The organism is Massilia sp. W12, assembly GCF_037300705.1.
In the GTDB taxonomy this organism is placed as follows: domain Bacteria; phylum Pseudomonadota; class Gammaproteobacteria; order Burkholderiales; family Burkholderiaceae_D; genus JACPVY01.
Map to the genome: position 1 here is coordinate 3776699 of NZ_CP147776.1, position 22489 is coordinate 3799187.

A 22489-nucleotide genomic window follows, 5' to 3' on the forward strand; every position below is an offset into this window, starting at 1 on the left:
CAGCCGTCCTGTGATGCAGCCATGTGTCACTGACGCAAGCTGAAATTGGTCAAACCATTGCGTTCCGCTTCGCTCAATCCCTGCAACATCAAATCATCGCGCACATTGCTCAAAGCCTGCACGCGCGCTTCCAGATTCAAGGCTTCGCCTTGTTCCGCCTGCAAGGCAAAATGCATCACGCGCGCCACTTCGCCCGGTTGCAGACTGAGTTGCCAGACATAGGAAAGCGCGCCATCGCTGCTGATTGTCACTTGCGGGGTAAGGCCGGCGTGACCGGCAAACACATGGCCTTGCAAACGCCGCCCTGCCGAAATCGCGTAACGCTGCGCGCTTTGCTCAGGATCGCGCAAAAGTTGCAAACCGCCCTGTTTCACCGCCAGCTTGCCTTGCACTTCGAGGCTTACTTCCTGCGCTTGCGGGCTGATGTTTTTCACGCTCTCAATATAGCGCACCCAATTGCCGGAACTGGGCGCAAACACCTGGCGCGCCACTTCCAAGGCGCCGCGCTGCAAACTTTCTGCTCGCAACTCGCGTCCCTGCTGCAACAGGCGCGCAGCCGGCAAGGCCGGCATCGGCTGACCATTTAACAAGAGGGTGTAGCAACTTTCATGGCTGCCCGGGCCAAGCGCCGCATCATTCAAGGCCAGGCTGGCGTCAAAATGCAATTGCCAGCCGGCATCCGTCGGCAGCGATAAGGGTAAGGCGCGGCTGTCGCCAAGTGTTAATTGCACTTGGCGGGTTTGTCCCTGCACGCTGTGCAATTCACGCTGCGCCAAAATCCCTTCTTTGCCGGCGACAATCCGCATCTGTCCCGCCATCAGACGGGTGAATTTGAATTGCCCACGCGCATCCGCATTCACGCTGCGCCGCATCACGCCGACATCCGAATAAACCTGCTTGGAATACAACTCCACCCGCGCATACGGGGCTGGTTTGCCATTTTGCAGGACCACGCCCTCGACCGTGGCCTCGGCTGGCGGCAATTGCAGATCCGCATGCAGGCTGCGCCCGCCTTCCGGCATCTCAGTTTGTTGCAAAACCAGGGCATGGGTGCGCGGATCGCGCGCCACGATTTCCAGCGCGCCGCCGGGCAGTTCTTCAAAATGGTAGCGTCCCTGTGCATCGCTGCGCACCATGCGGCTGGCGTGCATATTGCGGGTGCGCGCAAACACTTCGGCAAACGGGGCCGGACGCCCGTTGGCGTCGCGCACCACACCATACAAGCTGGCGGCGCGCACTTCTTCCTGTGTTTGCGATTCGTCTTCTTCTTCACTGAATGCCGGCAGCGGCGCACTCAGTCCGAGCGACAGGCAGCAGACCGACAGCAGCGCCGGCAGACAATTGTTGCCGGTATGAGTGACTGTGTGGCGCGGGGTTTGGCGATTGATCCGGTGTGTCTTGAATTTATCAAAAATCATCTGGCGAACCCATGCAGCAGGCTTGGCTTGTGACCAGCCTTGAATTGTTATAAAGGGTGTGCGTCGGGAATGTTTACGCAACAGTTCCAGTCCGTTGCGCTGGCCTCCGAATACAGTCGCACTGCGTGCAACCGTGTTCTAGACGCCTGTTATCAGAAGTGGCGTGCGCACCATGTTTGTGACAGGTGCGCCGCTGCATGCTTGCAGCATGCCATCAATGATGTTGTTTTTGTTGCAAGTGTGTGGCAAAACTGTCACATTCATCGTTTTTTATCTTCTTTCGTCAAAAAAGCGAGCGTTCACTCGAGGGCAGCGGCATCTTACCATATTTCCATACAGCAATCATTGCTTAGAAGAAAGCCTCCAGCAACTGTGTCATTTCCCTTTCGGCTGCCGCACCTCCAATTCAGCCGGTCTTTCGTCAAACAGGATGCGGGTGGCGAATTTGGCGCGCTTCATCGGAAACCGGGAATGGAAATTGCGCACATTGCCGCTGCCTGAAATGGCGCGCCGCACAAATTGATAGTAAGCGTCCATATCCAGCACATGAATCACCAGGAAATAGTCATACTCGCCGGAAACAAAATAACACTGCATCACTTCCGTTTCCTTTTTCATCTGCGCTTCAAAGGCTTGCATGTATTCATCCGCCTGATTCGCCAGGGACACTTCAAGGAACACAAGCAAGCCATAACCCAGCGCAAACGGGTCAACCAGGGCGCAATCGGCAGCGATCACGCCAGCCTCGCGCAGCATGCGGATGCGGCGCAGGCAGGTCGGTTGCGAGATATGACACTTTTCCGCCAATTCGCGGGTCGGTGTCAAGTTGTCCTTCTGCAACAGATTCAAGAGTTTGCGGTCAATTTTGTCCAGTAAAAGCTTTTTATTCATAGGAAATTTTTAAGAAAAGGCAAAAATCCGAGTGAAAACACTTTGCTTTGCTTTTTTTCTGTTGTACCTTTTGCGATGTTCAAAAATTTGAATACGTAGTGTCGCATCAACCAATGCTTCGCGCCTACGGCTTTTTAAAACCAAGGAGGATGTGTATGCAGTTCAAGACAGCTTTGATTCCGGTGGCAGGCGTGCTCGCCCTGGCTTTCGCCGGCAGCGCCAGCGCTCAGGAAGTCGTCAAAATCGGCCACGTAGGCCCGATCTCCGGCGCGATTGCTCACCTGGGCAAGGATAACGAAAACGGCGCCAAAATGGCGATCGATGAACTGAATGCCAAGGGTGTCACCATCGGCGGCAAAAAAGTGAAATTCGAATTGGTGCCGGAAGATGATGCAGCAGATCCGAAGCAAGGCACTACCGTGGCGCAAAAACTGGTTGACGCCAAAGTCAACGGCGTGATCGGTCACTTGAATTCCGGCACCACCATCCCGGCCTCGAAGATTTACAACGATGCCGGCATCGTGCAAATCTCCCCGTCCGCAACCAACCCGAAATACACCCAACAAGGCTTCAAAGGCGCTTTCCGCGTGGTCGCCAATGACGGCCAGCTGGGCGGCACCCTGGGCCGTTACGCTGTGCAAATCAATAAAGCGAAGAAAATCGCTGTGATTGACGACCGCACCGCATATGGTCAAGGCGTGGCGGAAGAGTTCATCAAAGGCGTGAAATCCAAAGGCGCTTCTGCTGAAATCGTGGCGACCCAATACACCAACGACAAAGCAACCGACTTCAACGCGATTCTGACCGCGATCAAAGCCAAGAGCCCGGATCTGGTGTTCTTCGGCGGTATGGACGCTGTGGCAGGCCCGATGCTGCGTCAAATGAAACAGCTGGGCATCAACGCCAAATTCATGGGCGGCGACGGCATCTGCACCGACAAACTGGCTGAACTGGCGGCAGACGCGATGGCCGACGGTCAAGTGGTGTGCGCGGAAGCCGGCGGTGTGGAAGATTCCGGCAAGAAAGCCATGGATGATTTCCGCGCTGCTTACAAGAAAAAGTTCAACACCGACGTGCAAATCTACGCACCGTATGTGTATGACTCCGTGATGGTGATGGTTGAGGCGATGAAAAAAGCCAATTCCGCTGACCCGGCGAAATACCTGCCGGTGCTGGCCAAGATCCAGTACAAAGGCGTGACCGGCAATATCGCTTTTGACGCTAAAGGCGACATCAAAGACGGCACCCTGACCCTGTACACCTACAAGGGCGGCAAGCGCACTGTGCTGACCGTGACCAAGTAATTCAGTTCAGGCCATGCCCCCTGCAACGGGGGCATAAAAAAAGGCAGCGGCATGCAAGCCGGCTGCCTTTTTCTTTGGCTGTACGCTTTATTTCTGCGCCAGAATCCACTTGGTCAGGGTGCGCGCTTCAGCTTCGCTTACCTGTGTATTCGCCGGCATCGGCACTGCGCCCCAAACGCCGGAACCGCCTTTGATGATTTTTTGCGCCAGCTTGGCTTCCGCATCTTTCTGGCCGGCATATTTGGCGGCGATATCTTTAAAGGCCGGGCCGACCACTTTGTTTGCCACGGCATGACAAGCCATGCAATTTTTGGCCTTGGCCAAATCAGGATTGGCAGAAGCTGCGGCGCTGGCGCTCAGCAGCAGACAGAACAACAACTTTTTCATCTTTCTCTCCAAAAGTTTCAAGCAAAGAAGATTGTAGCCGGTTTGCGTCAGACTTGCTGTGCGCAGTTCCCGCCCGCATGTGTGGCGCAGTTTGACCAAATTCCGCTTTGCCCCTATGCTGCGCACAGGAGGACATCATGTTTTTGATCATTATCACTTTGGCCCTTGCGGGCTTGAAATACTTTGAAGTCTGGCGTTTTGCCGAAATGAGCTGGTGGTGGGTCATAGGCGCGTTTGCGCTGACCTTTGTCTGGTTCGAATTTATCGAAAAAACGCTCGGTCTGGATAAGAAAAAAGCGCATGACGATTTTGAAAAAATCCGCGCTGAACGCATCAAGAAAGAATTCGAGCGCAACAACAAGAAGCGCTGAAGACAGGCCCAAGACCTGTCTTCAGCCTGGCCTCAGCAAGTCACAGCGCCCTTGCTGGCGGATGAGGCCAGCGCGGCAAACTTGGCCAGCACGCCGCGCGTGTAGCGCGGCTCTGGCGGCTGCCAGGCGGCGCGGCGGCGTGCAATTTCCGCATCATCCACATTCAATTGAATCAAGAGCCGGTGCGCGTCGATGGTAATCGAATCGCCTTCTTTCACCAGCGCAATCACGCCGCCGGCAAAGGCTTCGGGCGCGACATGTCCCACCACCATGCCCCAGGTGCCGCCGGAAAAGCGGCCATCGGTGATCAAGCCAACGGATTCGCCCAATCCTTTGCCGATCAAGGCTGCGGTCGGCGACAACATTTCCGGCATGCCCGGCGCCCCTTTCGGCCCCAGATAGCGCAATACCAGCACGTCGCCGGCGCGGATTTTATCTTGCAAAATCGCATCCATCGCCGAAGGCTCATCGTCAAATACGCGCGCCGGGCCGGTAATCACCGGATTTTTAAGCCCGGTGATTTTCGCCACACAGCCTTCCGGCGACAGATTGCCTTTCAAAATCGCCAGGTGGCCAGCCGGGTACAGCGGTTTATCCAAGGGCATGATGACGTCCTGATCGCTGCGCAGCGGCGGCACTTGCGCCAATTCTTCGGCCAGGGTGCGCCCGGTAATGGTCAGGCAATCGCCATGCAATAAGCCGCCATCCAACAAAATCTTCAATACCTGCGGAATGCCGCCGGCGCGGTGCAGATCAGTGGCCACATACTGTCCCGATGGCTTGAGGTTGCACAATACCGGCACTTTTTGGCGCACCCGCTCAAAATCGTCAATACTCCATTCCACTTCAGCAGCATGGGCAATCGCCAGATAGTGTAAAACCGCATTGGTGGAGCCGCCGGTGGCCATGATCAGGGCGACTGCATTTTCAATTGATTTGCGGGTGATGATGTCGCGCGGCTTCAGATCCGCCTTGACCGCCTGCACCAGCACGCGCGCCGATTCAGCGGCGGAATCGGTTTTTTCCTGATCCGGGTTGGCCATGGTGGAGGAATACAGCAGCGACATGCCCAGCGCCTCGAAGCTGGAAGACATGGTGTTGGCGGTGTACATGCCGCCACAGGAGCCTGAACTGGGACAGGCGTTTTTCTCAATTCCGTCGAAATCTTCTTGCGACATACGCCCGGCGGAAAATTCGCCAACCGCTTCAAAGGCGGAGACAATGGTCAGATCTTTGCCCTTCCAATTGCCGGGGCGGATCGTGCCGCCATACACATAGATGCCCGGCACATTGCTGCGCGCCAGGGCAATCATGCCGCCCGGCATGTTTTTATCGCAACCGCCAATCACCAGGCAGCCATCCATCCATTGGCCATTGACTGCGGTTTCAATGCAATCGGCGATCACTTCGCGCGAAATCAGGGAATATTTCATGCCCTCGGTGCCCATCGACATGCCATCGGAAATAGTGGGCGTGCCGAACACCTGCGGGTTAGAGCCGGCCTCTTTCAAGCTCAGAATCGCGGCGTCAGCCAGTTTTTGCAAGCCGGAATTGCACGGCGTGATGGTGGCATGGCCGTTGGCGACGCCAATCATGGGTTTATCGAAATCTTCCTGCTGATAGCCCATCGCGTAATACATAGAGCGGTTTGGACTGCGCGCCACGCCTTCGGTGATATTGCGCGAACGGCGATTGAAACGGATTGGTTTTTCTTCTGACATCGTGAATTCTCCAAAAAAATGACACGCATACTGCCCTGAGGCCGGCAGAGGCAAGCTGATGCTGCGCCCAGCATAGCGGCGCCTCATTCAGTTGTAAAATATATTTTTCTCAACTCTGTAATACATTTCACATATCAATGAGTCTCGACCTGAAGAGTCTGAAGTATTTTGTCGCAGTCGCGGAAGAATTGCATTTCGCGCGCGCCGCCGCACGGCTGGCAATGACCCAGCCGCCACTCTCACAAGCGATTCTGGCGCTGGAACAGGATCTGGGGCAGGCGCTGTTTATCCGCAACAAACGTCAGGTGCGCTTGAGCGCCGCCGGCGCCGCTTTATTGCCGCATGCGCGCGAGTTGCTGGCGCAGGCGGCGCAATTGCCGCAGATTGCCGCGCGCGCCGCCGCCGGTAATCTGGGCCGGCTGCGGTTGTCCTTTGTCAGCATTGCTGATTACAGCCTGCTGCCGCCACTGCTGGCGCGCTTGCATCAATCCTGTGGCGAAGTCGAGGTCAGTCTGCGCGAAGCCACCACTGATTTGCAACTGGAAGCGCTGTTGCGCCAGGAAACCGATGCCGCGCTATTGCTCGGCCCACTGCCGCCGGCCGCCGCCGCAGTTCTGCACTACCGGCCACTGTTGCGTGAAAATCTGCTGCTGGCCTACCCTGCTGCGCTGGCGGGCCAATTGCCGCAAGGGGATGCGCAAGCGATTTTGCAAGCGGCGGCGCAAACACTGCCGCTGATTATCTTCCCGCGCCAGGTGGCGCCATTGCTGCATGATTTGATCCTGTCCTGTTTTGCGCAAGCACGCGCCACTCCGGTGAGCGGGCAGCAGGCAATTCAAATGCAAACCATCGTCAGCCTGGTCTCGGCAGGTCTGGGCATGGCCCTGGCCCCGGCCTCATTGGCGCAATTGCAACGCACCGGCGTCGCTTATTTGCCATTGCCAGGCTTAGCGGCGCAAGTCGAAAGCGGCCTGGCCTGGCGGCAAGATCAACAAAATCCATTGTTGGCCCGTTTAGCCCGGATCGCCACAGAAAGCGCAATCGACGTGGCGCGCCAATTCGCTGCTACCATCACAGCTGTCACCGATTAAAGAGGACTTTGCATGCTGCTTCATCCGCAACCCGATCCCGTCGCCATCGCACTTGGCCCATTGAAAGTGCATTGGTATGGGCTGATGTATCTGGCCGCCTTTATGCTGTTTTTATTCATGGGCCGCTATCGTCTGCGCTTGCCGCATGTGGCGCTGCAAGGCTGGAAGAAAGAAGACCTGGACGATTTGCTGTTTTATGGCGTGCTCGGGGTGGTGTTAGGCGGGCGCCTGGGTGAAGTGCTGTTTTATCAGCCGCTGTATTACTTACAGCATCCGCTGGAAATCCCGCAGGTGTGGCGCGGCGGCATGTCGTATCACGGCGGTTTTTTAGGCGTGCTCGCCGCCATGTGGCTGTGGGCCAAACGGCGCGGCAAGCATTTGGGCGATGTGTATGACTTCATTGCGCCGCTGGTGCCGCTCGGCTATGCCTGTGGCCGTCTGGGCAATTTCATCAATGCCGAATTACCGGGCCGCGCCGCCGATCCAACGCTGGCCTGGGCCATGCAATGGCCCGGCATCGCCTATCCGGTGCATCCCTCACCGCTGTATCAGGCGCTGGTGGATGGCGTGCTGCTGTTCATCATCGTCTGGCTGTTCGCGGCCAAGGCGCGGCCCCGGCTGGCGGTCGGCGCGCTGTATGTGATGCTGTATGGCTGCGCGCGCTTTTTCACAGAATTTTTCCGTGTGCCGGACTATGAAGTGCCGCTCGGATTCGCCACCATCTCCTCGGGCCAGATGTTGTCGCTGCCGATGATTGTGGCGGGTGGGGTACTGCTGTGGCTGTCATATCGCGGATTTTTTGCGGATAAAAAAAACTGATCGGCTGCGTCGCACTTTAGCACCTTGCGGCGCAATATCGGCATGATTTGTGGCACAGTCATTGGCATTTGCAGACGATGAAACAAAAATGCAAGCCAGATGACAAGCCCTCAATAGTGATTCGCATCGTTTGAAAAAAACCGCCGCAAAGCGGCGGTTCTCTCAAAACAGCATGCGCGCCGCATCAGGTCGGATCAACCGTCCCTTCAGCAATCATGCGCAACGCCGTCATACTCGGCGTGAAGAAATAATCGCCGCCCCGGGTGGTCACCAGACGCGGGATATTGCACAGGAAAAATGGCGCATCCTGGCTGTTCGGATCGACCGGCAACACCGCGCGACTGGGACAGGCGCCATGCGGGCCGCCATGGTTGCCGAGCAGGATTTCCTTGTCATTGCCGGCTCTAAAGTCATTGCCGTAATTGATCCACTGCTGCTGCACAAACTCGAACTGGCGTTCAATGCTGGCGCCCAGCATCATGATCACAATCCCATGTTCGCCATCGTCGCTGAATTGACCCGGCTTCGATTCGCCATACGGCAAACCCCGGCGCAGGATGCGGCGGCGGTTGGCCAGCGCGCCCGGCGTGTCAAACGCATTTTTCGTGCCGAATTCAAGCGCGGCGCGCGGGTTGATGCGGCGGATATGCGCCGAGAACGGGCATTTGGCGCCGGACTGGTCATCATCAAACACCACCCCGGCCAACATGCGATCCTGCTCTTGCGGGCTGGCGGCGGCATACTTTTGATCCCAGGCTTGCTTGGCCGCAGCATCCGGCGCGTCGGTCAGCGGCGCACCATTGTCGCGCCAGCGGCCAACGAATTTCGCCGCCAGCAATTCCTTGCCGCCCGGATATTTCGCGCCCTGCTCTTCTAAGTATTTATTAAAGCTGCCGACGTTTTCATGCAACTTGCGATACACCGTGTAAGTGCCATTGCGCGATAACAGATTGGGCATCGGCGCCGGCGGATATTCATGCGCCTCGTCGTAGTGTCCCAGCAAAAATTCGCCGGTTTCCAAAGGCAGCCAATTCACATTGCCGTCGCTGTCATAGACTTGTTTGCCGCGTCCCCAAACCCGCTCGGCCATATCCGGCAAACCTTCAAAAATCGGCTCGCCAATCCCGTCGGTATAGCCGAAGTGCTCCTTGGAAGTCGGCTGGCCGTTTTCAAACACCACATGCCCGTCCTGATACGGCAGCAAAGCGCCGCCCGGGCCGCGATGGCCCTCCAGCAGCACAACCCCGTCCTCGCTGTTTGCAAGCATGCCCAACACCGCCTGATAACGCTGTTCGCGCGCTTCGGTGCTCAAGGCGTTGATTGACACCAGCACATGGACCGGCTGTTTCCACACCGGGTCCCAATGGTCAGGATGGCTGGGGCCGTCATCACCCAAAATTTCACGGCGCGCCCGCATGCCCATCACAAAATCCGCCGGGAAGCCGGCCAGCGAGGCGCGCGGGATGCCCAGCGCTTTCAAACCGGCGTAGGTGAAAGAAATGTTCAATGTCGAATCCGGGCGCGGCGCCGATTGCGGCCCGCCATCCCAGGTCGCGGCAGTGGTCACCTGGGCCGCCATGGCGCAAATGAAATCACGTCCGCGTGCGCCATCTTTGATTTGCAGCAGCAAATAGCGCGAATAGAAAAAACCGAAACGGGCGTATGCGCGCGTCACTTCACCTTGAATATCAAACAGATCGAGTACGGCAGTCACTTGATTCTCCTCAACGTGCTGGCTTAATCCAGCGTGGTTTGTCCCGGGCGCCAGGCCGGGCCGTCTGGATTGTGCAAATCAACGCGCTTGGCGAACGCTTGCCAGGCTTGCTGCAATTGGGCCGGCGGCAGGCCTTGCGACTCCAGCACGAATTTGCCGAATTCCTGTTTCAGATACAGGCTGCGCAATTGCTGCTGCAGCGGCAAATCATTTGAGCCGTCAAAGAACAAATCCGCACTGCGGTGGCATTTGCGCATATATTGGACGAAGCTGCCTTCATCGTTCACCATTTCAAAGCCATAGCAGTATTGCCAGATATCGCGCAAGGGGCCTTGCGCATGCCGCCACATACCGCGCAACCAATGATCAAGATCGCCATGCAAATTGGCGGAAAACACCAGATATTTGGATTTCAGATGATCTTCATACGGCAAGGCTTTGCGCCGCACATCATCTGAAAAAATCGACCAGAAAGCGTACCAGCGATCATAAAAATCCGTCCCCGGTAAAGATTGCGAATACACATCGTCCAACACGTAATAGCGGCACAGATAGGTATTCGGCACTTTCGCCATCGGGCTGTCTTCATCCAGCCCCCAGTCGATCAATTTGTAGCGGATCAGATCCGCAAAGGCGATTTCGCCTTCATGCCCGCTTTTGATCGGACAAAAACAGGTCAGCGCAAACGCATTGCCGCTCTTATCAGCCATGGAGTTCTCCTTCGTGATCATGCTCATGCGCATGTTGCGCCAACTCACGTTTGCGCCGCATCTCGACTTCGTGCGCGGCCAGCGAGACGATAGGCGTGGGCTGCATATCGCCCAGATCATTTTGATGCTTGCGCAAAACGGCGAAGTATTGCTTCTGGAATTCTTCCGGGCTCAGATTGGCGACGGCTTTGTCAAAACTCTGCAAGCTGTCCATGATGGCGGCGGCGGCTTTGACATCGTTGGATGCCGCCAGCGGCGTCGCATTGTAATAGTGATTGGTGTCCACCTGGTTGTAGCGGATGTAATTATGGAAAGGCATCAGCGGCACCGAATTCGGATAGCGGATATTCCACTTCCAAAACAGATCCAGACCGCCCGGAATCGAGAAAGTGAACGAGTCCACATACTGATCCCAGCTGCCGTTAAAGTTCGAGAAAAAGAACATATAGGAGTATTTCAGCTCTTCGCGCGGCTGCTCAGGGGACAGGTGCGGGAAGTCATTGCGGCTGACAATCACCCAGCGCGCATAATGAATCAAAGAGAGCGTGATCAGACCGGTCAGAACACCGGGGATTTTGATAGCCAGCCAGAAAATGAGTTTGTTGAGCCAAACAAAATACCAGCGGATCGGCGTCACCACATTCATGGCATAGGCTTTGCCTGCGATGTTGGACATGCTTTACTCCTGTTTAGCAAGACGGGGCGGGGCCCGCATGGAAAATCAAACTATTCATGCAAAAAACAGTTCGCACCTTACCATAAAGCCGGCAGGCCAATCCGTTTTATGTATGACTTGCGGCGATTTTTGCAATGCCTGGGCGCTTAAAGGGACAGAAAAATTTCCATGCGGAAATTCGGTGTGGACAGACGCGCTTATTTGGCAGCGCGTATCTGCGCAATCCGCTCCGGGTACGGCGGATGGGTTGAGAGGTAATCAGTGGAAACCCGCATCCAGTGCGGCATGCGCGAGGATTTGGAACGCTGCATGAGTTGCAACAGCTCCAGGATTTCAGCCAGACGCTCAGCCGGAATAGCGGCGCGGCGCAGCGCCTGTAACGCCAGCTGATCCGCTTCGCTTTCGGTGTCGCGTGAATATTCGCTTTGCACCACCATTGTCACCGCCCCTGCTGCGACGCCGGAAAAATCGCCAAACACGGCCCAGGACATGGCCCCGGTAAGCGAGGTTGAAACCGCATTGTGCAAAGAATGGCGGGCCTGAATATGCGCGACTTCATGCGCCAAGACCGCCGCCAGCAAATCCTCTTTGTGCTGCGGCGGCAGCGGTTGCGCTTGAATCACATCCCACATTTTTTCGGTCATGATGATCACGCCATTCGGCAGCGACACCGCATTCATGCCAAGACTGGGCGCATGCCACAATTTAACCTGCAGCGGCAGACGCGTTTGCGGCGCAATGCGCGCCAGCTGGCGCGTCAGCAGCATTTCAGCCGCCATGATCTCTTGCGCGCTTTTGCCGGACGCCAGGCTGACATCTTTTTCCAGCTGCTTAAACACTTCCGCCCCCAGCCGCTGTTCGCTGGCGGCCGGCACGCGGGCGGTGATCTGATCGGCCAGAAATGGCAGGCCGAAGGCGCGCGCCAGCAATAAGGCGGAAATCACCAGCAATAAGGCCAGCGCGGCGCCGCGCCAGCTGCTTTGCATACGCTGCACCAGGCTGGCCTGATAACCCAGATGCAGCAACAGACTGCGCCAGGCTTGCCCATCATGCACTTCACAATGCGCGCCTTGCGGCAAATAGAGAATCAGACTGCCGTGCGCAAACGGTTCGGCAATGCGCAAAGCCTGACGCGGCACGCGCAGATTCAATTGTGTGCCGCGCACCTGCAATTCTTCGGCGCCAAGGCTCAGAATCACGCTCTGCGCCTGTGCATGCTTGCCGTCAAAGTACCAGGCTTGGGTCATGATCCGGCCTCACCAGGACAAATCAAAACCGAACAAATCCGCCACCCCTTCGCCGCTCGCATCCTGCTCCTGATTTTCAGCGCTGGCTTGTTCTAATTGCAGCCACAGACTTTCCGGCGCGTGCAAATGCAAATGCTGCAGGCGGAAGCGCCACAGCGCGACCACCGCAAACGGACGATACAAACCGAGGGTGAGAATAGTGAGCAAAGCATTTTTGCTGGCCAGCCACATATATCCGCCCAAGGGCAGGCTGGATCTGAAATGCAAGGGGCCAAAACAAGTCTTGTGCAAGATCAAATTCAGCAAGCGCCCTTGCAACCAGGGAAAAGTGAATAAATAGGCGAGCGAAAAAATCACCAGCGCGGTCAACAGCGCCACCAGACTTTGCGCAAACTCTTGCGCCAGATCGCCAAACAGGCCGGCCACCAGCATCGCCGCCAGCAAAATCGTCACAATCGCCAGCAACAGCGCCTTGGCGTAATTCGATACAAAATCGCGCGGGCGCGCCGTGCACGCACTGTGCAGCGGCCCCCAGCGCAAATTCGCATATTGATAATGCTGCATGCGCCAATGCATCAGCGGCCAGGCCAGATACAGCAAACCGACCGCCGCCAGCCACACCCCGGCATCCAGATAAATCAATAAAGGCGGCAACAGCAAGAGACACAGCAGCGGGCCATACGCCAGCCAGGCGTGCAAGGGTTTGCCGTCAAAAGCAAAGCGCAGGCCGCGATAACTGCTGTTGGCTAAGCGGAAGCGCAAAGCGCCGCGCGCCATCATCGGCAACAGCAAGAGCAAGACCATGACCACCGCCGCCGCCATCGCAGCGGAAAAGCCGAAAGCGTATTGATACAGCGCCAACAAACACAGGGCCAGCACGCGCCCGAGCAAAATCCGGCTGGCCTTGCCATGAAAATCAAACACCGCCTGCTGCAAACGGGTATTGCGGTAGAAATATTGCATACGCCGCACCTTGGCCCAGGCCCCGTACACGCCAAAACTGAGCAGGGTCAGGCACAGATTCACAATCCAGATGCGGAAATACTCCTGCCCGCTGCCGGTGAATTCCAGCTGCAGACTGCGCATGGCTTGCGGATTTTCAGGAGTTGACATCGGTATTCAGGGTCGGGCTGCGGGACTGCAGCATGATAAACGATACATCAGGCAAACGCGCGCGCCAGCGCTGCAAAAGCCCAAACAACGTGGCGAAAATGCGCTTGCCCGCAGGATTGGCCCCAGCCGCATTCTGGCAGCATAGCATGCAGAAATGGACAGGCATTTTCAGCGCCACATGCAGGAGGAAAATATGCGTTTGCCGGGCAGCCGCTATCAGGAACACGGGTGGGAGCGCGTGCGCAAGCTGCTCGCTCGCAGCAGCGCCGCCGTGCTGCAGGCCGCGCATGCGGCGCAGGCCTGGCCCGATCTGCTCGATGAAGCGCAAAGCGAGGCGCAACTGGCCTGGTTTTGTGAAGCGCTGATGCTCTCGCTCAACCAGCAACAGATGCGCAGCGCCGCCCAGGCCGCCGGCAACAGCTATGGCGAAAGCGTGGCGGAGCTGGCGCTCTCACTGGCGCTGGAATTGCGTTGCCTGCCGTCGTTTTGGGCCAGCTTTGTGCAAGGCTTGCGCCAGGACCCGGCGGTTCCGGCGCAAGAAGCGCGCCTGATCAAACGCTTAAATGATTTATGGTGCAATCTGCGCGACCGGGTGGACGCCGACCAATTTCAAATCGCCTGCGGCCAGCCCTGCAGCCCGAACAAGATTTACACCTACCGCATGCTGGACACCGCCTGCCATGAAATCGCGCGGATTTTCTGCGCCTGGCCGCAAACCCGCCAACAGATCGAAGCGATTTTGCAGCGCGACTGCCAAGTCCAGCCGATTGAAGTCGCACGCCTGCGTCAAAGCCAGCAATTGCATGCCCAGATCAAAGCCGATTGGATTATCCGCTGGAGCGCCAGTCTGGCCGATTTCGGCAAAGGCGCGGGGCCGCTGCACACCCGCTCCAAGCGTTTCGCCAGTCTGAAAAACCAGCCGGACAAAATCGCCGCCATGCTGGCCGAACTGGCCGATTATCAGCACATTTCGCAAAGCGCCAGTCTGACCGAAAACAATAGCGTTCTGCAGGACTTATGCCAGCTCGACGCCGAGGGCGATTGGCTGGATGATTTGCAGCGCGTGCTGCAAGAATCGGCCCTGCAGGAAACCGCCGCAACGCCAGAGCCGGGCGATCTGGCGCAATGGGCGCAAGCCTGCCAGGATGGATTGCAACAAGCCTGGCATGAATTGGAAATGGATGATGAGAAAACCGGCGCAAGCGCGGAATGGGAGCCGGCAAGCACGGACGGCGCGCCCGATGATGTATTCCTGCAACAAGACAGCGCAGAATTTGTCAGCCATACGCAAGACCTGGCGCGCCGCCTGCTGCCCGGCGTATTGCACAGCGAAACCCCGATTCCCTTACCCAGTCCAGCCAGTGCGCGCGCCTTGTGCGAGGCGCTTTCCCTGCCCCCCGACTATCTGGAAGAAGCGGCGCGCGCGGAAGATTGCGAAAGCTGGTGTTTTCAATTGCTGGCGCAAGAAAGCATCGCCTTGCGTCTGGCCCTGTATTTGCACTTGCTGGGGCCGTATGATATTTGCTACCCGCAAGCCTGGCTTGATCCGCGCACTGGCGCCTTGCCGACTTGCAAGCAATTGGCGGGTCTGGCCAGGGTTTCCCTGCCGACCTTCAGGAAAAAACGGGCGCAGGCGCTGAACCTGTTGCAGCAAGCGTATGGCTTGCCGCAGGCTGCGCCGGCGCGCATGGAGGCCGCATGAGTGAGCGTTCGCAAGGCTTGGCCAAGCGCATGCAAGCCAGTCTGTTATTGTCGCGCGAGCGCGACGATGACCGCCTGTGCTTGAGCGATGAGCTGATGCTGGCCGCGCTCGACGGCAGCCGCCCGCTCAGCGCAGAAGAACGCAGCGAGCTGCAAGCCTCACCGCTGACGCTGGCGCGTTTCGCCGTGTTAGCGCGCGGCAGGCGCCAGGAAGCGCGCCCGAAAAATACGCGCTGGGAAGGCAGCCAGGGTCAGTTGCGCGCCGCCGCCGGCGGCGACAGTCTGGAACTGCTGAGCGATGATCAGTTCTGGCGCTTGAGTTTTTTTGAGCAGGATGGCATCTGGACCTTGCTGCTCAAGCTCGATCCCGCCGCACCGTTTGCGCAACAAGCCTTGCAAAGTGAAATCCGGGTCGAAGCCGGGCGCGAATTACTGGCTTGCGGCCAAATTGACGCGGATGGCGAATTGGAAGTCGCCTGGCCGTTTCTGGATGCGCCGTTTGACTGGTTGCAAACGCATGGCGCGCGTTTTCGCATCATGCCGCAGGAGGCATGATGAAATGGCCCTGGCGCAGCGCAACCCCGCCCACCCTGGCGGCGGATCACATCGCGCGCCGCCTCGATACGCATCTTATTCTCCATCCCGGCTATTGCGGCCTGCGTCCGGGCCAGGCGCGGATTGCCGCCGGCGGCCAATTGCAGCCTGGCGATTGGTTGCTGGCGCCCGGCCCGCACACCCTGCAATTTCCACTCCTGGCGGCATGGCCGGAATGCGGCGTCAGTCTGCAAATTTGCGCCAGCACGCCAGACCCGCGCCTGCCGCAACAAAGGCTGGAATTGTATTTGCAGGAATTCGCCCGGCAATACGGGCCGCACTTGAGCCTGTCGCATTTGCAAAGCCAGATTGCGCAAAGCGTGCAAAACGCCTGCGCGCGCGGTCGCATCCGCCTCTCCAGCTGCCCCGATGCGCATGAATGGCAAAGCGCACGCAGCGAACTCGAAAAATTACTGTATTTACGCTTTGGCTGGCTGGTGGAAAACTGCCTGCCCTGCGCCCTGCAACCGGGCGAGGCGCAGGCGCTCGCCTTATTGCAAGCGGCAGACCATGCGCAAGCCGCCGCAAATGCAGCCCCGGCGGCCCCGCCAGAAGCGCCAGCCGCGCTGCCGCCGACTGCAACGGCGCTGGCGCAACGCCTGTTTTTGGAATTGCCGGCGCTGGCCCACAGTTGGCGCGCGCAAACCTTGTTTGGCGCGGCGCATGCGCAACGCCAACAACTGTTGCGCCAAGCCAGCCTGCTCGAAGCGCTGGCCGCCCTGCCGCCGCGCCAAGAGGCCGGGGCCGCCCCCAGCAGCGCCCATGCGCAAGCCTGGCAAGCGCTGGATGCTTGCTGGGAAACGCTGGCGCATGCCCGGCATGACGACAGCGCCAGCCAACACAGCGCCCTGCAAGCCTGGCAAACCATGCTCACGCAAAGCGAAGCCGCATTGCGGCCAACTGAGGCGCGCCGGGCTGGCGGAGATTGGCGATGAGGCCCGCCGTTGTCAGCTGGCGTTGCCAAAGCGCGCAAACGGTGCTGGAAATCCGGCTGCAACTGCGCCCCGCACATGGGCGCGCCGCCATCAAAGTCATGCAGCAGGGACGCCCGGCAACGCCGCCGCTGGCGCAAGCCGTGCAAGGCCATCTGCAATGGCAAAGTTTTTGCGCCGGCTTTGAGGCCGCGCCGGCAGGCCAGCAATTGTTATGCGAGTTGTCGCACGAACCGGCGGGCGAAGATTGGCCCCTGGCGTGCTGGCTGGCCCTGCTCGCGCTGCGCAATCCGGCCAGCGGCTTGCCGGCGCAAGGCGCAGCCGGCGCACAGCCTGATGCGCAGTGGCATGGCGCATTGCCGCTGTTTCACGCCGCCCCGCCGCTGCCAGGTCCCGCGCTGCGCATTGCGCGCGTTTATTTTCCCCTAATCGGCGCAGCCCCGGAATTGGCCTGGGTGGAAGCCGCGCAACTGGCTTGCGCGCCCCCGGCGGAATCAGCGCTGCAAGTCTGCGGGGTCGCGCCGGACTTGGCGCATGCAGTGTGTGACACATTGCAAGCGGCGCGCGCCAGCGAGTGCGCGCCCGTCACGCGCTGGCGCAGTCTGTTGCGCTTTGGCGCCGCCAGCGGAGCCTTGCAAAAGTTCAGCGGCAATTCCTGGCAATTGGCGGCGGTGCTGGCCGACCGCATCAGCCGGGGCTGCGAATTACCGCATCTGCAAGGCCGCTTGATCGCCAGCGGCGCCAGCCATGCCTGGCCGCAAATAGACAGTGTGGATGGCTGCGCCGCCAAATGCGCCCTGCTGCGCGCGCAAGCGCAAAGCGGCGACCGCATCTTGCTGCCACAAGCCTGGCAAGCGCAACTGCCGGCGGATTTCGCCGCCGCCATGCAGCAACAAAATTGCCAGCTCAAGCTGGTCGGGAAAATTGGATTTTGGCAACCCTCTGACGCAGTGAGGACAGCATGAACAGCACCGATCGCCCATCTTTACAACGCTGGCAACCGGCAGCGGATGAATTCGCCTGCACCGGCCAGCTGGCGGATTTACCCGGCGCCATGCGTAAAGCGCTATACGTCCCGGCTGGCGCGCGCGCCCTGCTCACACTGGATGGCGAAAGCCGTGAGTTTGGCCCGGGCGAACATGAAATCGAGAGTTTTTTCACCCGCATCAATCAACTCTGGCAAAGCGCAAGAGGCGAAATCCTGCTGGTGCGGCAAGCGCCATTCACACTCGAATTTGCCTTCAGCGGCCTGCCCAGCGCGGAATGGCTGGCGCTGGATCTGCGCCTGGGCATGCAAATCCGGCTGGAACAGATTCATGCATTCGCCCGCCACTTTTTGCTGGAACATGCGCACGGCGCCATCCATGCGCAGGAATTGCACGCCCTGTGTCAACCGGTTTTGCGCCAGGCGGCGGCAGAATGGCTGGCCGCCTATTCCCTGCCCGAGCTGGGCGCACACCAGCTGCTGCGCGAGCAATTGGAAGAAAAACTGCACTCTGCGCTGCAACCCTGGCTGGCGCAATACGGGCTTGGCTTATTCGCGCTGCATATCGCTGACTTGTCCCACCCGGCGCAGCGCGAGAGACAGTCAGAGCAAGCGCAAGCGCAACAACGCTGGCAAATCCTGCGCAACGATATGCGTCAGGAACTTGACTGGCGCCAGGAATTGGCCAATTTGTATTCAGAAAAAGAATGGCAAACTCTGCAGCTGCAACAACAAAGCATGCAAAGACAGCTGCAAAGCCAACAAGAGCAAGCTTTGGCGCAACAAAAAATCCAGGGCCAGGCCCGTCTGGCCGGACAGGAATTAAATCTGCAGGAAGATGAGCGGCGCCAAGCCCTGCGCGCACGCAAAATTGCGCTGCTGGGCCGGGTGCTGGAAGCGGATAATGAAGAAGCCGCCATGCGTGTCGGCGCCCATGATGCGCTGCGCGAATTGCAGCATGAATATGCACAGCAGGCGGTGCAAAGGCTGGATGCCGTGCGGCGCTGGCAACATCTGCAAACCATGGCGCAAATCCGCATGCAAGCCGAATGCCTGCAACAACAACACGAAAGCCGCGCCCGGCTGGCCTTGATGCGCATGCAATTTTCCAATCGGCTGCAGCAGATGCGCGCGGAAAACGCCTTACAGCATCAGCGTCATGCACTCGCCATGCAAGCCGAAAAACAAGTCGCACGCCACCACACCGAATTGCGGGAGGGACAGGCGCGCCTTGAACAACACAGCACACTGGCGGAATTGGCCTTGCGCCAGCAAGATCAGGCTTTGCAACTGCAAGCGCGCGCGCATCAGGCGCAACAGCAGCAAGCGCTGTCAGAGGCGCAACACGCGGCCGCCTGCGCGCAACTGGAGCGGCGCGCGCAAGCCGAGGATATCGCCCTGCAACACAGCAAATTGCGCGGCGCGCTGGAATTGCAGGCGCAATTTGAGCAACAGCGCGCAGAACGCGAACAGGCGCGCCTGGACGCTCAGGTATTGCGCGAAGCGCGCCTGCAAGCCAGCGCGGCGCAACAAACCCAGATGCGCATACAGCAACAGCAAGCCGCTGAATTGGCGCGCATTCAGGCCATGGCGGAATTGGATGAACTGGCGCTGTTGGCGCTGGCCCCGGAAAAAAACGCCGCCCTGTTGGCCCAGGTTTTGCAGGCGCGCAACGGCGGCAAGGCGTAAATCTGTCCCCGGCATCAGAAAAACATGCCGGCAGGCAATACAGTAATCAGCTGTAATGGCCAAATCCTGTGCAAGCGCGCATTCTGCGCCGGCAGTCTTCCTTCACCCATCACAGGAGTCCGCCATGCCCGCCACCGCATTCCGTCTGACCTTGCTTGCCGGCAGCCTTGCCAGCCTTACCCTTGTGTCCCCGGCGCAAGCCCAAACCATGGTTCCAGCCAACGCCGCAAACACCTGCAGCGTCAGCGCGAAAGACTTCAAAACCTGGTTCGCCAGCGGCAAAGTAACGCCGAATGGCTTTGTGAACGCCGCCAACAGCTTGAATTTCAATCACGACACGATCAACCCGCCAAAGAGCAATAAAACAATCAACTGCAACTTCTATCAATGGTCGCAGCAAATGTTTTTATGGATCAGCTCGCCCGCTCCGGCGCAATTGGGCGGCCGCACGATTCTCGATTCTTCAGTGTTTTATGATGTGCTGGACGGCGCCGGCGACTCGCTATGCCTGTTCAACCCTGTCACACGCAGCAATTCCTGCAGCGCGGCAAACGGCTTGAACGCCAACCGCATCAAATTGCGCGTCAACAAACCGCTCAAAGCGCAAGTCATCAGCAGCAGCAGCGCAGACGCCGGCACCGCGCAGGCGGATCGCAGCGCCAGCCTGATGGGACAGAATAACAAGCTGGTGTACTACACCTTGCATGTCAACGATGTGTACGCCTATTACGCTTCAGCCAACGGCACGCAGGGCAATGGCGGCACACTGCAATTCCCCACCACGCAAGCGCAATTGCAAAGCGCGCTGGATTGGGCCAAAAAGAATAACCGCCCTGTGCCAGACCCGAATGCGCTGGCGCTGGAGTTAAAAGCCTCCTGGGTCGAAGCCAGCGGCCTGGACAGCAGCAAATATGTCACCACGGTGGCAGAAGTGCCGACCTTCGACACCAGCAATCCGAAACAATGGGTGCAAAACGGCAGCAAGCAAACCCTGCTGGCCTTGGTCGGCCTGCATGTGGTGGGCAGCGTGGCGGGACACCCTGAAATGATCTGGGCGACTTACGAGCACATCAACAACACGCCGAATGCCGCCTACCAATACGTGGATAAAACCAATAAAACGGTGAGCGTGGCGCAAGGCGTGCCGCAAAACATGCTGTTTGCGGCGAATGGCAGCAAAGGCCCGTTTAATCAATTGCAGATCAAGAGCAGCACCAATGCACAGGGGCAGCAAGTGTTGAGCGGACAAAACAATGGCAATGTGGCCGCCAGCGACACCCTGCGCACCTTTCCCTGGGGTGCGGACCAGGCCATTCCTTTGCTGCAAGGCTTAAATGCGGCGCAAGCCAATACCGAAGTGATTGCGATTAATAACAGTGTGCGCGGCATGCTGGGCAAAGGCGATGTGCGGCAAAACTATCTCTTCATCGGCGCCACCTGGACGCCGGGCGGGGTGAATCCGTATTCGCCATTCGGCTCACAAGGGACAGTCAATTATGCCGGTTCCAACACGCTGGCGAATTCGACCATGGAAACCTATGTCAATCTGCAAAACAAGATGTTTAACTGCTTCTCCTGCCATTTCAACGGCAACGGCGCGAACGGCCAGCCGGCCACCGTCGGCGTCAGCCATATCTATAACAGCTTGACGCCATTCAATAACAGCCTGCTGCAATTCAACAGCAATCTGTCACGTCCGGCCAGCGCAAAATAAGGCCAGACACACAAAAGCCGGCTGCGCGCCGGCTTTTTCCCTCATTTCCACAAAGAAATTATTTCACAACTGCAGCGAAATCGCGTCCAATTCCTTTTAACTTTGTTACATCCTCATCTTTTTCAGACTGGAATAAGGCTTGCCCTTTGGCGCGCGCCATCTATAGTGAAAGTGTAGTCCATTTACAGAGGCGCCGCCCAAAAGCGGCTGTACGATCATGATGACCGCACTGATTTTGATGATGCTTGGAGGCTTGGGCGCGTTGGTGGCTGTAGAGATTATGGATGAGTTCCGCGCCGAAGTGGAGCCGCTCTCGGATCAATTGCATCCTTAAAGCAGCAATGGTTGTAAGCGTTTGATCCGTCTGGCCGCAGTCTTTTTTTGGTCTGCGCGCAATTGCAGCATGAAGATATGCTGTGCGAAGGTGAAAAGTTTTGCGCAATTCTGGCGTTTTGTCAGCGCCGCGCCGGGCATCTGCAGTGTGGTTCGGGATGCGCAGGCGTCGTGTCTGGCGCCCGTTACGGTGGTTTCTTCCTTTGGCTGCCGTATCTTGGGGCGTCCAGCCATGCCAGGAAATATGCCAGTATGGGGCGTATGTTGTTGGTCCAGGAATTGCGCGCCGCTTGCCGCAGCGGTTGATAAATAGCGGTGAGGCCGTGGCAGTATCCGGCCATACGCAGCCCGCGCGCTGCCAGGCGGACAGGTGCTTTGCATCTGCCCGCCTTTCTCTTTTGCAGCGGCGCTTTTTGCTGCGTCGCCGTTCTTACTGCATCACTTGCGCAAGGCCGCTGCGGCGCGCGCCAGGGCTTCAATATGGGCCCAATCGCCGGCTTGCATCGCCTCTTTCGGCGTCAACCAGGAACCGCCGACACAGGCCACATTGCGGCAGGCCAAAAAGCCCGGCGCACTGTCCAGACTGATGCCGCCGGTAGGACAGAAAGTGATATCGCCGAGCGGCCCGGCCAGCGCATTCAACATGCCGATGCCGCCGGCTTGCATGGCCGGGAATAATTTCTGTTGCACAAAACCGTGCTCACGCGCAGCCATCGCTTCAGACGGCGTCATCACGCCAGGCAAAAGCGGCAAGCCGGAAGATTTGGCGGCGGCGGCCAGGTTTTCGGTCAAACCGGGCGACACGCCAAACACTGCGCCGGCGTCGCGCGCCGCGACAAACTCCTCTGGCCGGGTCAGCGTGCCAACGCCGACAATCGCCTGCGGCACTTCTTGTGCAATCGCGCGAATCGCCGGCAAACCGTGCGCGGTGCGCAAAGTCACTTCCAAGACGCGGATGCCGCCTGCGCACAAAGCGCGCGCCAGCGGCACGGCATGCGCCAAATCGTCAATCGCAATCACCGGAATCACCGGCGAAGCGCGCATCATGTCCAACAAACTCATTGTGCTCATTTGCTTAT

Annotated in this window: 20 protein-coding genes; 10 read left to right on the forward strand and 10 right to left on the reverse strand. The window is 58.4% G+C overall.

Annotated features, from left to right (window positions below):
• Window positions 1–26: 26 nt before the first annotated feature.
• Entirely contained in the window at window positions 27–1418 is a 1392-nt protein-coding gene (locus V8J88_RS15135) for a carboxypeptidase-like regulatory domain-containing protein (protein WP_338845022.1), read from the reverse strand.
• Between the two features lie 375 nt (window positions 1419–1793).
• Window positions 1794–2309 (reverse strand): Lrp/AsnC family transcriptional regulator, encoded by a 516-nt coding sequence (locus V8J88_RS15140; RefSeq protein WP_338845023.1) that lies wholly within the window; start codon window positions 2307–2309, stop codon window positions 1794–1796.
• A gap of 155 nt (window positions 2310–2464) precedes the next feature.
• On the opposite strand from V8J88_RS15140, the gene V8J88_RS15145 reads away from it, so the two are divergent.
• Window positions 2465–3613: a branched-chain amino acid ABC transporter substrate-binding protein gene (locus V8J88_RS15145; RefSeq protein ID WP_338845024.1), complete on the forward strand. Its 1149-nt coding sequence runs from the start codon at window positions 2465–2467 to the stop codon at window positions 3611–3613.
• Window positions 3614–3700: 87 nt separating this feature from the next.
• Here V8J88_RS15145 and V8J88_RS15150 read toward each other — a convergent pair whose 3' ends face one another.
• Complete coding sequence (locus V8J88_RS15150; protein ID WP_338845025.1) at window positions 3701–4000, reverse strand: c-type cytochrome; 300 nt, start codon at window positions 3998–4000, stop codon at window positions 3701–3703.
• Between the two features lie 137 nt (window positions 4001–4137).
• Between V8J88_RS15150 and V8J88_RS15155 the strand changes: the two genes are divergently transcribed.
• Window positions 4138–4371 carry a TIGR04438 family Trp-rich protein gene (locus V8J88_RS15155; RefSeq protein WP_338845026.1) on the forward strand — a complete coding sequence of 78 codons (234 nt, stop codon included), beginning with the start codon at window positions 4138–4140 and terminating at the stop codon, window positions 4369–4371.
• Between the two features lie 32 nt (window positions 4372–4403).
• On the opposite strand, the gene ilvD is transcribed toward V8J88_RS15155, so the two are convergent.
• On the reverse strand, window positions 4404–6074 hold the full coding sequence (gene ilvD, locus V8J88_RS15160; protein ID WP_338849896.1) for a dihydroxy-acid dehydratase: 1671 nt from the start codon (window positions 6072–6074) through the stop codon (window positions 4404–4406).
• 155 nt (window positions 6075–6229) lie between these two features.
• Here ilvD and V8J88_RS15165 point away from each other — a divergent pair, with 155 nt between their 5' ends.
• Window positions 6230–7183, forward strand: coding sequence for a LysR family transcriptional regulator (locus V8J88_RS15165; protein ID WP_338845027.1), 954 nt, complete (start codon window positions 6230–6232; stop codon window positions 7181–7183).
• Window positions 7184–7195: 12 nt separating this feature from the next.
• The gene (gene lgt, locus V8J88_RS15170; RefSeq protein WP_338845028.1) at window positions 7196–8002 is read left to right on the forward strand and encodes a prolipoprotein diacylglyceryl transferase; all 807 of its coding nucleotides are present in this window, start codon (window positions 7196–7198) and stop codon (window positions 8000–8002) included.
• A gap of 184 nt (window positions 8003–8186) precedes the next feature.
• Here the strand turns inward: lgt and V8J88_RS15175 are convergent, their stop codons facing one another.
• From V8J88_RS15175 to V8J88_RS15195, 5 genes are all read right to left on the reverse strand, one after another.
• On the reverse strand, window positions 8187–9716 hold the full coding sequence (locus V8J88_RS15175) for a peroxidase (protein WP_338845029.1): 1530 nt from the start codon (window positions 9714–9716) through the stop codon (window positions 8187–8189).
• A gap of 23 nt (window positions 9717–9739) precedes the next feature.
• On the reverse strand, window positions 9740–10426 hold the full coding sequence (locus V8J88_RS15180; RefSeq protein ID WP_338845031.1) for a hypothetical protein: 687 nt from the start codon (window positions 10424–10426) through the stop codon (window positions 9740–9742).
• Window positions 10419–11102, reverse strand: coding sequence for a hypothetical protein (locus tag V8J88_RS15185; protein ID WP_338845033.1), 684 nt, complete (start codon window positions 11100–11102; stop codon window positions 10419–10421). The genes V8J88_RS15180 and V8J88_RS15185 overlap by 8 nt, the downstream gene beginning before the upstream one ends.
• A gap of 197 nt (window positions 11103–11299) precedes the next feature.
• Complete coding sequence (locus V8J88_RS15190) at window positions 11300–12349, reverse strand: M48 family metallopeptidase (protein ID WP_338845034.1); 1050 nt, start codon at window positions 12347–12349, stop codon at window positions 11300–11302.
• A 9-nt stretch (window positions 12350–12358) separates the two neighbouring features.
• On the reverse strand, window positions 12359–13462 hold the full coding sequence (locus tag V8J88_RS15195; RefSeq protein ID WP_338845035.1) for a YjgN family protein: 1104 nt from the start codon (window positions 13460–13462) through the stop codon (window positions 12359–12361).
• Window positions 13463–13655: 193 nt separating this feature from the next.
• On the opposite strand from V8J88_RS15195, the gene V8J88_RS15200 reads away from it, so the two are divergent.
• The 6 genes from V8J88_RS15200 (at window position 13656) to V8J88_RS15225 (ending at window position 21077) form a co-directional block, all read left to right on the forward strand.
• Window positions 13656–15164 (forward strand): hypothetical protein, encoded by a 1509-nt coding sequence (locus V8J88_RS15200; RefSeq protein ID WP_338845036.1) that lies wholly within the window; start codon window positions 13656–13658, stop codon window positions 15162–15164.
• Entirely contained in the window at window positions 15161–15718 is a 558-nt protein-coding gene (locus V8J88_RS15205) for a hypothetical protein (protein WP_338845038.1), read from the forward strand. Before V8J88_RS15200 ends, V8J88_RS15205 begins: the two co-directional genes overlap by 4 nt.
• Window positions 15715–16692 (forward strand): hypothetical protein, encoded by a 978-nt coding sequence (locus V8J88_RS15210; protein WP_338845039.1) that lies wholly within the window; start codon window positions 15715–15717, stop codon window positions 16690–16692. The genes V8J88_RS15205 and V8J88_RS15210 overlap by 4 nt, the downstream gene beginning before the upstream one ends.
• Window positions 16689–17654, forward strand: a complete 966-nt coding sequence (locus V8J88_RS15215) for a hypothetical protein (RefSeq protein WP_338845040.1) — start codon at window positions 16689–16691, stop codon at window positions 17652–17654. Before V8J88_RS15210 ends, V8J88_RS15215 begins: the two co-directional genes overlap by 4 nt.
• Entirely contained in the window at window positions 17651–19363 is a 1713-nt protein-coding gene (locus V8J88_RS15220; RefSeq protein ID WP_338845041.1) for an SPFH domain-containing protein, read from the forward strand. Before V8J88_RS15215 ends, V8J88_RS15220 begins: the two co-directional genes overlap by 4 nt.
• A 124-nt stretch (window positions 19364–19487) precedes the next feature.
• Complete coding sequence (locus V8J88_RS15225) at window positions 19488–21077, forward strand: hypothetical protein (RefSeq protein ID WP_338845043.1); 1590 nt, start codon at window positions 19488–19490, stop codon at window positions 21075–21077.
• Between the two features lie 771 nt (window positions 21078–21848).
• Here V8J88_RS15225 and eda read toward each other — a convergent pair.
• The gene (gene eda / locus V8J88_RS15230; RefSeq protein ID WP_338849897.1) at window positions 21849–22472 is read right to left on the reverse strand and encodes a bifunctional 4-hydroxy-2-oxoglutarate aldolase/2-dehydro-3-deoxy-phosphogluconate aldolase; all 624 of its coding nucleotides are present in this window, start codon (window positions 22470–22472) and stop codon (window positions 21849–21851) included.
• Between the last annotated feature and the right edge of the window lie 17 nt (window positions 22473–22489).